This is a genomic window from Streptomyces sp. NBC_01445 (assembly GCF_035918235.1).
Classification (GTDB): Bacteria; Actinomycetota; Actinomycetes; order Streptomycetales; family Streptomycetaceae; genus Streptomyces.
Genome location: NZ_CP109485.1, coordinates 9889889 through 9902860 on the forward strand (window position 1 = coordinate 9889889; position 12972 = coordinate 9902860).

The following is a 12972-nucleotide window of genomic DNA, read 5'->3' on the forward strand; positions in this document are numbered from 1 at the left end:
GGTCGGTCTGGGGATGTGAGCGTTCCGGGAGAGCCGTTGCCACTCGGGGGAGTCCGCGCCGCCGGCCGGCGTCCGGGTGCCAGTAGCCGACGGCGTCCCGCAGCGATGTCTCCAGGCGGATCTCCATGGCGTCGCCCTCGAAGGCTGACAGGTCCAATGCCCGTACAACGTCCTGGAGTTCGCGCACGACGGGCTCCATGGGGGCTCCGTCGACGAGCACAGCGACGCGGACCCGGTCGATGAGCGCGTCGGTGGGCGCGGGTGGGCGTTCTGCCGTGGTGACCGCGATCGACGTCACGTACGTCCTCCGGGAGGGCGACTGCAGAGACGGGCTGCCAATCCGTGAGCGTTCCCGTGAGCGCTCACGGAGTACCTTGAAGCCGCTGCATGTACCCGTCAAGACCGGTGCAAGGGATTACTGGATTCCACCTTGATCGTTTCAATCGCCGTACGAATGAGGGCCGTTGACAGCAAGGAGTGAGCTGCTCATCATGTCCGTGAGCGCTCACGTGAACCATCCCGCAGCGACGGCGGACGACACTTGGGCAGGCAGAGAGAGGAGCCTTCCCGAGATGCCCACCCCCCGTACGTCCCGGCGCGGGCGTCACGGAGTCACCATCGACGACGTGGCCCGCTCCGCGGGTGTCTCCCGGCAGACCGTCTCCCGCGCCATCAACGACAAGCCGGAGATCGACCCGGACACCCGGGCGCGGATCCTGGAGGTCGCCCAGACACTCGGCTACCGGCCCAACCGGCATGCGCGCGGCATGGCCGGCCCGGCGACGACCATGCTCGGCCTCGTCGTCGCCGATGTGCTCAACCCGTTCTTTCCCGAGGTCGTGGCCGGGGTGATGGAGGCGGCCGACGAGCGCGGCTGGCAGGTTGCCGTGTACAGCACCGGGTCGGCCCTCGAACGCGAGCAGACGGTGGCGGCCACGGTCGCCGACCATGTCGACGCGTGCGTCGGCTACTTCTTCGCCGAGAGTGCCATCGAACGGGTGCGGGGCACCGGAATCCCGCTCGTGCTCCTGGACCACGACACCCGGCCGCCGGCAGCCGGCGGTGTCCGTATCGACTTCGAGTCCGGGACGCGGCAGGCCCTCGGGCACCTCATGGCGGCCGGACACCGGCGCGTGGTCATGCTCGATGACAAGGCCCGCGGAGACGGGGCGGACCCGCACTCCCGGCGCGCCCTGTTCCTCGCCCTGGCCGCCGAACACGGCCTCGACGCCGAGGGGACTCCGGTCGTGTCCGTGGCCAACTCCGTACAGGGCGGCGCCGACGGCATGGACCGTGTGCTCGCCCAGCACCCCGGCACCACCGCGGTGCTCGGCTACAACGACCTGATCGCGGTCGGCGCCATGCGCCGCGCGCTGCGCCGGGGCCTGGCCGTACCGGGCGACTGTGCCTTCGTCGGGTGCGACGGCCTGATGCTCGGCGAGCTCATGGACCCGCCGCTCACCACGCTGCACGTCGACAAGCGCCAGGTGGGCCGGGCGGCCGTCGAGCAGGTCGCGGCGCTCGTGCAGGGCCGCGGCCCGCTCGCCGAGCGGGTGATCGTGCCGCGTCTGGTGGTGCGCGAGTCGGCCTGAGCGGCGGCCGTCGATCACGGTGATGGCATTGACGCGGGGACCGACGTGCCTCACTTCCGATCCCTCTAGGGCCTGTCCGGCGGGTCAGGGGCGGTCCAGGACCGAGAAGTTGTCGTCACTCGCCCCGGCACCCTCCCAGGTTGAGGCGAACGGACACTCGTCGCAGTCCAGCCCGGTGGTGCCGAGTTGCTGCGAGGACTCCACACTCTTGGGCACGATGCGGTGGCGGATGCCACAGCCGCGCAGCCAATGGTGCAGGTGATCGTGGTCGTAGCCCTTGTCGCTTGGCACTTACCCCCGGCGCCTGCGACGCGGGCCGGCGCGCGCGGGGTAGTGCGGGCCTCAGGGGCGGGGGAGAGCGGCCAGGTACGCGCGCCAGCTGCCGTATGAGGTGATCTCGTGGGCACCGTCGACGGCCTGTGGCTCGCAGAGGAAGCCGGTGACGAAGCTTCCGTCCGCGAGTTCCACGCTTCCGAGCGCCATCGGGCGGGGCAACGCGGCGAGGAGCGTACCCAGTCCCTCGGCGGGCAGTTGCCACACCTCGGCCTCGATCGTGCCTCCGCCTCCGCCTTCGCCGACCCGGACCAGTCCCGGCTTCGGCGGCATGGTGTTCAGTGCGTACAGCCGGTAGGTGGGCGCGGTCGTGGTGGTGTGCACCAGTCGCCCGCCCACGGCGAGCAGTTGGCCGTTCAGGGGCTGCCCGGACAGGTGCGCGCCGATCACCGCGAGCCGCAGGGGCGGGGAAGTGAGCAGCCCGGCGATGCGGACGAGCCGCTCGTCCGTGAAGGCCGGGCCGATCAGCATGACACCGAACGGCAGCCCGTTCACGTCGCCTGCGGGCACGGCGACCGCCGCCTGGTCGAAGAGGTTGGTGGAGTTGGTGAAGCGGCCGAGCCGGGCATTGACGCCCAGTGGGTCTGCCTCGACTTCGGCGATGGTCGGGTGGCCCGCTGCGGTCGGCAGGAGCAGTGCGTCCGCGTCGCCCAGGGAGGCCTGGGCCCGGACGCGGAGAGACGCAAGCTTTTGTTGGTCGGCGTAGAGCTGATGGGCCGGGATGTCCCCGGCCCGGGAGATGATTCCGGCCACGGTCGGGTCGAGGTCCGGCGAGTCCTTGTGCGCGTCGATGAAGGCGCCGACGGCTGTGTAGCGCTCGGCGACGAACGCACCCTCGTACAGCATCGCCGCCGCCTCCGTGAACGGTGAGAGGTCGACAGGCAGGAGCTCGGCGCCCGCGTCGGCGAGCCGCTGCGCCGCCGCTTCGAACGCCTCGGTCCAGCCGGTGTCCAGCCGGCCCAGTTGCCCGAGTTCCGGGACGGCGATCCGCCGCGGTCCGGGGCGACGCGCGGCCGGAGCCGACAGTTCCCGCCCGGACGGCGCTGACATGAGGGACAGCGCCTGCTCGGCTTCCGGGAGCGTGCGGGCGAAGACCGTGACGCAGTCGAGCGAGGCACAGGCCGGGACGACGCCCTCGGTCGGGATCAGCCCGAAGGTCGGCTTGAGACCGACGATGCCGTTGAACGCCGCCGGGACACGGCCCGAGCCCGCGGTGTCCGTGCCGAGCGCGATGTCGGCGATGCCGAGCGCGACAGCGACCGCCGAGCCGGACGAGGAACCGCCGGATACGTGTTCCGGGGCGAGGGCGTTGCGGACCGCGCCGTACGGGCTGCGGGTGCCGACCAGGCCGGTCGCGAACTGGTCGAGGTTCGTGGTGCCGAGGACCACGGCGCCCGCAGCCTTCAGACGGGCCACGGCCGGCGCATCGGTGTCGGGCTCGTAGGCGTAGGCGGGACAGCCGGCGGTGGTCGGCAGTCCGGCCACGTCGATGTTGCCCTTGACCGCGAGCACCGTCCCGGCCAGCGGCAGCCGGTCACCAGCGGCGACCTTCGCGTCGACCGCGGCGGCGTCCGACTCCGTATCGGCTTGCGGACGCAGGCTGATCCACACCTCGGGCCGGTCCACCTGCGCGATGCGTGTGTAGGCGGCCCGTACCCGTTCCACTGCGGTGATCACGCGGCTGCCTCCACGGTTTCGACGGGAGCGAGGACGACGAGGGCGGTGCCCGCCTCGACCTGGCTGCCCGGCTTGGTCAGGATCTTCGTGACGATACCGGCGGCGGGGGCCGGCACCCGGGACTCCATCTTCATCGCTTCCAGCGCGAGGAGCGGCTGCCCGGCCGACACACGGTCGCCGACCTCGACGTTGACCTGCCAGACGGAGGCGGTGAACTCGGCTTCGACCAGGTGGCCGCCCTCGGGGACCCTGACGTCGGTGGCCTGTGGGGCGGCCTCGGTGGCCGCCTGCTCGCGGGTGAACTCGCCGGCCGCTTCCCAGGCGTCGCGCTCCGCGCGGAACGCCGCGCTCTGCCCGGCCCGGAACTCGGCGATCGACTCCGCGTTCTCGGCGAGGAACCGCTGGTACTCGGCGAGTGAGAAGGAACCCTCCTCGATTCTCGGTACGAACCGGCCGGACGTGATGTCCGCGCGCAGTTCCAGGAGTTCCTCCGCCTCGACCGGGTACCACCTGATCCGGTCGAAGAAGCGCAGCAGCCAGGGCCTGCCCGGCTCGAAGGCGCCGCGCTGCTGCCAGCCCGACCACACCTGTGTGGTGCGGCCGACGAACTGGTAGCCGCCCGGGCCCTCCATGCCGTAGACGCACAGGTACGCGCCGCCGATGCCGACCGAGTTCTCCGCGGTCCAGGTGCGGGCCGGGTTGTACTTGGTGGTGACCAGCCGGTGCCGCGGGTCCAGGGGGGTGGCGACGGGTGCGCCCAGGTACACGTCTCCCAGCCCCATCACCAGGTACTCGGCATCGAAGACGGTGCGGTACACGTCCTCCACGGTCTCCAGGCCGTTGACGCGGCGGATGAACTCGATGTTCCAGGGACACCACGGGGCGTCGTCGCGCACGCCCGCCATGTAGCGGGCGATGGCCTCGCGGGTCGCCGGGTCGTCCCAGGACAGCGGCAGGTGGACGATTCGGCTGGGAACCACCAGCTCGTCGGGGGCGGGGAGTTCCTCCTCGACGCGCCGCGCGATCTCGAGGAGCTTCTCCTGAGGCAGGACGTCGGGATCTGTCCGGACCTGGAGGGAGCGGATGCCCGGAGTCAGGTCCTCGACGCCGTCGAGCCGCTGCCCGGCCAGCGCCTGCGCGAGTGCGTGGATCCGCATGCGCAGGGCCAGGTCGAGCTGCATCGGTCCGTACTCGATGAGGAGGTTGTCGTCGCCGCTGCGCCGGTAGGTGACCGACGGGCGCGTCTCGGTCCGTGGCAGGCGGGCGAGGATGCCGCCGTCGACGACGGCATCCCGATCGGCGCGTGGGGCCGCTGCCGGGTTCAGCCGCAGCCCGGCGGCGGCCTCGGTGGTCACCGGGACGAAGCGGACTGTATCGCCGGGACGGAGCTGGCCGAGCTTCCAGCGCTGTCCGGTCACGATCGTCGCCGGGCAGACGAAACCGCCCAGGGAGGGCCCGTCGGGGCCGAGCAGGACGGGCATGTCGCCGGTGTAGTCGACGGCGCCGACGGAGTACGGGGTGTCGTGGATGTTGGACGGGTGCAGGCCCGCCTCGCCGCCGTCCGTGCGCGCCCACCGCGGCCTGGGGCCGACGAGGCGCACACCGGTGCGCGCCGAGTTGAAGTGCACCTTCCAGTCCGCGGCGTAGAAGTCGCGGATGTCGTCGTCGGTGAAGAACTCGGGGGCGGCGTGCGGGCCTTCGACCGCGCCGATGTACCACTCGCCGCCGAAGGCCGGGCGCCGGTCGAGGGGCACGACGGAGGTCTCCGAGCGCTGCTCGCCGCCGTGCAGGACGTCGCCCGCGCGCAGGGCGCGGCCGCCGTGTCCGCCGAACCGGCCGAGGGTGAAGGTGGCCGCGCTGCCCAGGAACTCCGGTATGTCCAGGCCGCCGGCGAACAACACGTAGGTGCGCAGGCCGTGCTCGTCGGGTGACCCGACGGCCAGGGTCTGCCCGGCTTCGACGGTGACCGGTTCCCACTGCGGTACGGCGATGCCGTCGACGGTCACCGGTGCGGGGGCGCCGGTGACGCACACCGTCGTCGGGTGGGTGAAGCGGAGGGACGGGCCCTGGAGGGTGCACTCGAGGCCGGGTGCGCCCTCGGTGTTGCCGAGCGCGGTGTTGCCGAGCCGGAAGGAGAGGTCGTCCATCGGTCCGCACGGGGGGACGCCGACCTGCCAGTGGCCGGTGCGCCCGGGCCAGTCCTGCACGGTGGTCAAAGTGCCGGGAGTGACGATCTCGATGCGCGGCGTCGGGTCGCTGATGGTGGCGAGCGAAGCGGTGGAGTGGGCCGCTCGGCGCACGTCGGCGTCCTGGAGCGCGGCGCGCACCAGGCCGAGGTTGGTCTCGATGCCGTCGAGGCGGGTCGCGGCGAGGGCCGTGTCCAGCCTGTCGAGTGCCTCGGCGCGGTCGCTGCCGTGCGCGACGACCTTGGCGAGCATCGGGTCGTAGGAGGTGGTGACCTCGGTGCCGGTCTCCACCCAGGTGTCGACGCGGACGCCCTCGGGGAAGGCGACGCGGGTCAGCAGGCCCGCGCTCGGCCGGTGGTCGCGGGAGGGGTCCTCGGCGTAGATGCGTGCCTCGACGGCGTGGCCCTGCGGTGTCAAAGGCACGCTGGCGACCGTGGTGTCGCCCTGCGCGAGGCGCAGCATCCACTCCACGAGGTCGACGCCGTAGATCTCCTCGGTGACCGGGTGTTCTACCTGGAGGCGGGTGTTGACCTCGAGGAAGTACGCCTCCTCGCGGGCGGCGTCGTACACGAACTCGACCGTGCCGGCGGAGCGGTAGTTCACGGACGCACACAAGTCCCGTGCTGCGGTTGCCAGTTGTTTGCGTACCGCGTCCGGGAGATCCGGGGCGGGGGCCTCCTCCAGGACCTTCTGGTTGCGGCGCTGCAGCGAGCAGTCGCGGTCGCCGAGGGTGACGACGCGGCCCTCGCCGTCGCCGAAGACCTGCACCTCGACGTGGCGGGCGCGCTCGACGAGCCGTTCCAGGAAGACGCCGGCGGAGGAGAAGGAGGCGGCGGCCACGCGCTGCACCCGCTCCCAGGCGTCTTCGAGGGCGCCCGCGTCGTGGCACGCCTGCATGCCGATACCGCCGCCCCCGCCGGTCGCCTTGAGCATGACCGGGTAGCCGATTCCCTCGGCTGCCGCGAGGGCGGCGTCCGTGTCAGGCAGCAGCCCGGTGCCCGGGGCGAGCGGCACACCCGCCGCATGAGCGGCGGCGCGCGCGGTGTGCTTGGCGCCGAACAGCTCCAGCTGGTCGGGGGTGGGGCCGACGAAGACCAGACCCGCTTCGGCGCAGCTGCGGGCGAACCCGGCGTCCTCGGACAGGAATCCGTAGCCGGGGTGGACGGCGCCGGCTCCGGTGTCCTTGGCGGCCTTCAGGATCAAGGCGGCGTCGAGGTAGGAGTCCTTGGCCGGGGCCGGGCCGAGCCGTACGGCCTCGTCGGCCAGCCGAACGTGCTCGGCGCCGCGGTCCGGGTCGGAGTAGACCGCGACGGTGCGCAGGCCGATCCGGCGAGCCGTGCGGATGATGCGCGACGCGATCTCGCCACGGTTGGCGACCAGCAGGGTGTCGAACGTCATGGGTTTCAGCTCTCGTCCGGCTCGGTGATCGTCGTCTGCAGGGCACTCGGGTCGAATCCGTTGCAGGGGTTGTTGATCTGCGGGCAGTTGGACAGCAGCGCGATGACGTCGGTCTCGGCGCGTAGTACGACTTTCAGGCCCGGGGCCGAGATGCCGTCGACGATGCCGAGGGTGCCGTCCGTCTCGACCGGCACGTTCATGTACCAGTTGATGTTGGAGACCAGGTCGCGCTTGTCCAGTCCGTGCTTGCTGCCCTCGGCGAGGAAGTTCTCCACGCAGGCGTGCTGAGACCAGGTGTGGTGTCCGTAGCGGAGAGTGTTGGACTCCTTGGAGCAGGCGCCGCCCACGGTGTCGTGCCGACCGCAGGTGTCCTCGACGACGGTCATCAGCGGGGTGTGCTCGTTGGACAGCAGCACCGAGCCGGTGGTCAGGAAGATGTTGCCCTGGGCCTGGATGGTGTCGGGGGCGCTGTAGCGCACGGAGGTGTCGTGGGCGTCGTAGACGAGGAAGTCCGCGGCCTGGTTCCCGTACAGGTCGGTGATGGTGAGCAGCTGGCCCGTGCGTACGACGGCGGACCAGGCGGAGCGGGCGGGGACGGTCCGGTCGCAGACGACGCGGCCCGCAGGGGCGGTGGTGACGGTCATGCGATCCCCCTGGCGTTGAGGTGCGCGGCGGTGTTGAGGAAGGCGCGGCGGCCCTCGGGCGTGGCGTCCCACAGTGCGTCGCCGGGGGCGGTCGGTGCGGCCCGGTACGCGAGGACTTCAAGGGGGCCGCAGATGTACGCGGGCCGCGGGTCCAGTGGGTGGGGGACGTTGGCGATGAGCACGGTCAGCGGTTGCTCGGCGCGCAGCGTGACGGACGTGCCGGCTCCCGCGGAGCCGGTGAAGCAGGCGGTGCCGTCCTCGCTGATCCGTACGCCCTGGAAGAAGGAGACGGACGGCGGGATGTCCCGCGGGCCGAGGCCGTTCTTGAGGGCGGCGAGTTTGAACAGCTCGCGTCCGGACGGGGTGGCCGATTGGGGAGTTCCGTCCCCGTACCGTTCGGTGTTGCGGACGAGGGTGGAGGTGCCGCTGAGGGCGTCGTGCCGGCCGGAGGTGTCCTCGGTGACGGAGGCGAGAACCCGGCCCTGGTCGGACAGGAGCAGATGTCCTTCGCCGAGGTAGGCGTTCCAGAACACCTTGACCGTGTCGGCCGCGTTCAGCCGCTCCCAAGGGCGGTCGGCGCTGTACAGCAGGACGTGTGCACACGCGTCGCCGGTGAGGTCGGTCAGGCGCAACTCGGTTCCACGGGCCAGGACCTTATGGGTGTAGTTGCCGCCTGCCACGGTCTCGGCCCACACGAGATCCTCGGCTGCGATGCCCTCGGGGGGCGTCGGCCAACTGCTCGCCGGGAGCACGGGCATGGTGTCGCACTGTGTGCCGTCCTGGGCGCGGGCGTGATCGCGGGCACCATAGGCCGACGCTGTCTCTGAAGCTGTCGCCACGGTTGAACCTCCGGCTCGACGCTATTTCTGTCGTGCGACAGAAATTAGGCTCAGGCCAAGTCGGGGCCATTGCCCGGGCATTTCGGCGCGGTAACCGGCATCTCACTTCGGCAGCTCGGCCCGCGGGGATCTCGCGGGCCTGTGCGAGGATCACGGAGTGAGCCCGTCCACCGCCAGAAAAGTCGGCCGCCCGCGCGCCCAGGAGCGTCCCGCCAGCGGCCTGGAGCCGCGCGAAGAGGTTCTGGCCGCCGCGGCCGAGCTGTTCACCACGCACGGCTACACCGCGACCTCCACCCGGGCGGTCGCCGAGCGGGCCGGCCTGCGACAGGCGTCGCTCTACCACTACTTCGACGGCAAGGAAGAGATCCTCGCGGCACTGCTCGAAGGGACCGTCCGTCCCTCGCTGGAGATCGCCCGCGACCTGGTGGCCCGTACAGGAACAGCCGCCGAGGCGAGGCTGTGGGCCCTGTGCCACTCCGACGTCACGCTGCTGTGCCGTGGCCCCCACAACCTCGGGGCCCTGTACCTTCTGCCCGAGGTGCAGACGGAACGATTTGGCGTCTTCCATCAGGTACGAACCGAACTGAAGGCGTCCTACGGGGAGTTGCTGGCGGGCACGGAGCCCGGCGCGGCGCTCGGCGCCGAGGAGCTGGCGCTCCGAACGGAACTCCTCTTCGGCCTCACCGAAAGCGTGATCCTCATCCGACGTGCCGACCCCGCCCGCGACGCGTCGGCCCTCGCAGTGGCGACGGCCGACGCGGCACTGCGGATTGCGGGCGTACCGCAGCGCTCCCTGGCACGGCTGCGCCGCGAGGGGCAACAGCTCCTCGCGGCGCAGTGATGACGACGCGGCCGGGCGTGTGACCGCTCAGATACGTACGGCCTCGGCCGGCTCCTTGCGTCCAGGGCCCTTGGCCGCTGGGGCAGCTCCTGCGCGGCTCCGGTACACCGCACCGGCGGCCACCGTGGCGCCGACGAACAGGACGGTGAACCACTGGAAGTACCAGTGGCCCCCTGCCGGGTCGTACACCTGCGCGCGAGGCCAGGACAGATTGACCGTCATGAACAGCCCGTAGACGACCGCGAGCGCGTTGACGGGCAGACCCCAGCGGCCGAGGGAGAACAGTGGCCTGCCCAGCTCGTCACGGTCTCCGGAATCCGTCGTGGGCCACTGGCCCTTGAGCCGGCGGAGCAGCATCGGCGCAGTCACCCCGAGGTACGCGAGATACAGCATCGCGATGCACGTGGTGCCGATGGCCACGAACGCCTCCGGGGAGGCAAGGTTGAGCAGCGCGAGCGCCGCGGCCAGCCCGCCCACCACCAGCGCCGGGACGAAGGGCATGCCCGTGCGCGGCGACACCTTCGCCAGCCGTGCGGAGAAGGGAAGCATCCCGTCGCGCGCCATCGAGAACAGCATCCGGCTTCCGGCGGTCTGGATGGCGAGCGTGGCCACGGAGACGGCCACCGCCACGTCCGCGAGAAGGACCTTGCCCACTCCGTCGCCCAGACTGCTGGTGAGTACGTAGCTCAACCCCTCGGTGGCGAGGCGGCCGTCGGAGAGGCTGGGTGCTGCGAGGAGACCGCCGAGCAGCAGCAGGCCGCCCAGGGCACCCGCCGTGGCGAGGGCGCTGAGGATGGTGCGGGGAGCGGTGCGACGTGGGTTACGGGTCTCCTCGCTCATCTCGCCCGCACTGTCGAAGCCGATGAGGACGTATGCCGCGGTGAACGAGCCCACCAGCAGCGCCGCCACCGTGCCGTCCTGGCCGCCTGTCTTCAGAGCCACTCCGGCACCGCGCTCGACGTGGGTGAACAGCAGTACGACGATGAGGATCGCGCCGATGATCTCGGCGGTGACGCCGATCCGGTTGATGGTCGACATGACGCGGTTGTCGAGCACGTTGACGGCGGTGGTCAGCGCCAGCAGGACGAGAGCCAGAAGGGCGGCGTTGGCCGCCCCGGTCGCCGTGGTGGGCGCCGGGTCGCCGCCGACGAGCTGGAATCCGGACCAGATCGGGGGCAGAACGACCTGCAGTGCGAGTGCGGCGGCGGCGACCACGACCACCTGACCGATCACCATGATCCAGCCTGTGAACCAGCCGAAGGCCGGGCGGCTCAGCCGGGTCGACCACTGGAAGATCGCCCCGGAGATGGGGTAACGAGCGGCGAGTTCGGCGAAGCACGCGGCGACCAGCAGTTGGCCGATGAGCACGGCGGGCCAGGTCCACAAGAACAGCGGCCCGCCGAAGGAGTAGCCCAGGGAGAAGAACTGGAAGACCGTGGTCAGGACAGAGATGAAGGAGAACCCGGCGGCGAAGGATGCGTACCGCCCCATCTGCCGCCGCAGTTCCTGGCGGTAGCCGAAGGTGGCCAGCGTGCCGTCGTCCGTGACGCCGGCCGACGGAGGGGGAGGGGGAGGTGGTGTGGTGGAGTCGGTGGTCACGGTCATGGCGGTCCCCTGTCCCGGAGGCGTGATCCTGCGGAGTTCCTGTCGTGCGACAGAAATTAGGGACCACCCGTTTCTGCCGGGTGTCACCGCCATGTCCGCTCCGTTAGTGACTCCTCTCCGTGGCGGGATGCCGCTCAGAGGCGGGAAGTCGCGCTCTGCCAGGTGCTGTAGGCCGGCATGACGATGGGGGATGTTCCGGGTCCGTCACGCACGTGCGTGACGGACCCGTCTCATCACGCGGTCGAGGGCCGCCCAGGTAGGTGCCCACCTCCGGCGAGGACGCGTGCGCCGGCTCGGGCCGATCGAGCGCCCGGGGTATCCGTGTACGCGCACGTGAAAAGGAGCGAAAGGGCGAGCGCGGCGTCCTCTTGGCCGTCGAGTTCACCGATGCAGACGGTTCAAGAACCGATGCGGACGGTTCGGTTCAAGAGAGGACGTGGGACCAGAAGCGAGCCTTGTAGAACTTTGCACCGGATCGGAGCGAATCGGCCCGGCCGGAGAAGCCGACCGTGTCGTTCCACCAGGTCGCCGCGCTGGGGGCGTCGACCCAGAATTCCGTCCCGTCGGGGAGCCTGCTGAAGGACTTCGTGAAGTACCAGTCGTACAGCCTGGTCGGAGCGGCGAAGGACCACGTACCGGTGGCGTTGTTGTATATGAGGCGGGTCTTCCATATCCCGTGGTCCGGATTGCCGGCGTCGCCGCCCACGGTGTACAGGATGTCGGCGGAGGCGTAGTCCGGCTGCAGGTCGTGCCCCGTGCCGCTGAAGGCCAGCGTCGACACCTGTGAGAGGCCGGTGATGATGCCGCCGCTGTTCGTCACCAGGCGGTAGGCGCGCAGCTCGTTGTCGCCGATTGCCAGGAGGCATTCGTTGGCGTCGTCCCACAGCACGCCGTGGGCACCGGGGAAACCGGTGCTGATGCTGTCGGCGAACGAGGTCGGCGGCAGGCCGCCGTGGCTGGTGGGCACGAACAGGTTGATGCCGCCGCCAGGCTCGTGGTTGTCGCCGGTGGTCCTCTGCTTGGCGGAGGCGGTGACGATCGCGCCGTGTCCGTCGATCCGCTCGACCGAGTGAGGATTGCCCGGTACGACCGCCGTCCAGACGACGGCCTTGTCGCTCTCGCGGACCATGGCGGCGCGTCCACCCGTACTCGCTGTGCCGTTCGCGCAGCACACCATCACGTCGTCCCAGTTGGCCGTGAGCCGGCGTTTGGCGTCGGCCAGATATTTCCAGGTATCCGTGCTCGGCGCGCTCCAGTTCCACTCGGGGGAGCCGTTCCAGTCGGTCGTACCGTTGCTGAAGCGCTGGATCTGGTTGGCGGCCTGTTCGACGACCACGATCAGGTAGTCCGTAGCGGCGGCCGCTGACCGCACTGTGGCCGCGCCGCTTGCCGCCGCCAGTCCAGTGGTCACCACTGCGCGCAACAGCGATCTCCGCTTCAACTTCCACCCTTTCGGCCGCCCCGTGAAAGAAGCGATCATCCTCGCAGGGCAATCGGAGGCAACAGCCCGCGTTGGAACGGCATTTGGGTAGGAGGTCACCCGGGGACGCAGACCCTCGTAGACACAGGTGCGGGTGAGCCGGATGGGCGGCCCCCGGCCGGACCTGTCGAAAGGTGCCGGCTCCCACCGGCAACGGACCGCCAACCTCTGATATGCCACCGACACCATGGCCCGCTCTCCAGCCGCTGGTAGTCGGTGATCGAATCGCCGGTGAACATCAGGGCCGGTCGGACACGGTCTCGGGTTCGGCTACCCGCTGCGCGTCGCGGGCGAGTTCCTCCTTGACCACATGCCAAGATCTCGTTCGATTGCTCCGAGAGAGCAGGACAGCCGTCCGAGTAGCAGGCGGCGCCCGC

The 12972-nt window shown here is 70.6% G+C and carries 9 protein-coding genes; 2 read left to right on the forward strand and 7 right to left on the reverse strand.

All coding sequences use genetic code 11. The annotated features are described in order from the left end of the window. Positions 1-572 precede the first annotated feature (572 nt). Positions 573-1592: a LacI family DNA-binding transcriptional regulator gene (locus OG574_RS45225; protein ID WP_326778015.1), complete on the forward strand. Its 1020-nt coding sequence runs from the start codon at positions 573-575 to the stop codon at positions 1590-1592. An 84-nt stretch (positions 1593-1676) separates the two neighbouring features. Here the strand turns inward: OG574_RS45225 and OG574_RS45230 are convergent, their stop codons facing one another. From OG574_RS45230 to OG574_RS45250, 5 genes are read right to left on the reverse strand one after another with little or no spacing between them, the layout of a single operon-like run. Next, positions 1677-1883 carry a hypothetical protein gene (locus tag OG574_RS45230; RefSeq protein WP_326778016.1) on the reverse strand — a complete coding sequence of 69 codons (207 nt, stop codon included), beginning with the start codon at positions 1881-1883 and terminating at the stop codon, positions 1677-1679. Between the two features lie 51 nt (positions 1884-1934). Further along, positions 1935-3602, reverse strand: coding sequence for an allophanate hydrolase (gene atzF / locus OG574_RS45235; protein WP_326778017.1), 1668 nt, complete (start codon positions 3600-3602; stop codon positions 1935-1937). Then, positions 3599-7186, reverse strand: coding sequence for an urea carboxylase (gene uca, locus OG574_RS45240; protein WP_326778018.1), 3588 nt, complete (start codon positions 7184-7186; stop codon positions 3599-3601). The genes atzF and uca overlap by 4 nt, the downstream gene beginning before the upstream one ends. 5 nt (positions 7187-7191) lie before the next feature. Beyond that, on the reverse strand, positions 7192-7830 hold the full coding sequence (locus OG574_RS45245) for an urea amidolyase associated protein UAAP2 (protein WP_326778019.1): 639 nt from the start codon (positions 7828-7830) through the stop codon (positions 7192-7194). Then, positions 7827-8588 carry an urea amidolyase associated protein UAAP1 gene (locus OG574_RS45250; protein ID WP_326778020.1) on the reverse strand — a complete coding sequence of 254 codons (762 nt, stop codon included), beginning with the start codon at positions 8586-8588 and terminating at the stop codon, positions 7827-7829. The genes OG574_RS45245 and OG574_RS45250 overlap by 4 nt, the downstream gene beginning before the upstream one ends. A 238-nt stretch (positions 8589-8826) precedes the next feature. Here OG574_RS45250 and OG574_RS45255 point away from each other — a divergent pair, with 238 nt between their 5' ends. Then, positions 8827-9510 (forward strand): TetR/AcrR family transcriptional regulator, encoded by a 684-nt coding sequence (locus OG574_RS45255; protein ID WP_326778021.1) that lies wholly within the window; start codon positions 8827-8829, stop codon positions 9508-9510. Positions 9511-9537: 27 nt separating this feature from the next. On the opposite strand, the gene OG574_RS45260 is transcribed toward OG574_RS45255, so the two are convergent. Together OG574_RS45260 and OG574_RS45265 are read right to left on the reverse strand one after the other, a co-directional pair. Beyond that, the gene (locus tag OG574_RS45260) at positions 9538-11115 is read right to left on the reverse strand and encodes an amino acid permease (RefSeq protein WP_326778022.1); all 1578 of its coding nucleotides are present in this window, start codon (positions 11113-11115) and stop codon (positions 9538-9540) included. A 424-nt stretch (positions 11116-11539) separates the two neighbouring features. Continuing rightward, on the reverse strand, positions 11540-12526 hold the full coding sequence (locus OG574_RS45265) for a DUF6528 family protein (protein ID WP_326778023.1): 987 nt from the start codon (positions 12524-12526) through the stop codon (positions 11540-11542). Positions 12527-12972: the final 446 nt, after the last annotated feature.

Excerpts from the sequence above, each read along its gene's own strand:
- OG574_RS45225 (WP_326778015.1), top strand. The coding sequence starts at position 573 with ATGCCCACCCCCCGTACGTCCCGGCGCGGGCGTCACGGAGTCACCATC.
- uca (WP_326778018.1), bottom strand. The coding sequence starts at position 7,186 with ATGACGTTCGACACCCTGCTGGTCGCCAACCGTGGCGAGATCGCGTCG.
- OG574_RS45245 (WP_326778019.1), bottom strand. The coding sequence starts at position 7,830 with ATGACCGTCACCACCGCCCCTGCGGGCCGCGTCGTCTGCGACCGGACC.
- OG574_RS45250 (WP_326778020.1), bottom strand. The coding sequence starts at position 8,588 with ATGCCCGTGCTCCCGGCGAGCAGTTGGCCGACGCCCCCCGAGGGCATC.
- OG574_RS45260 (WP_326778022.1), bottom strand. The coding sequence starts at position 11,115 with ATGACCGTGACCACCGACTCCACCACACCACCTCCCCCTCCCCCTCCG.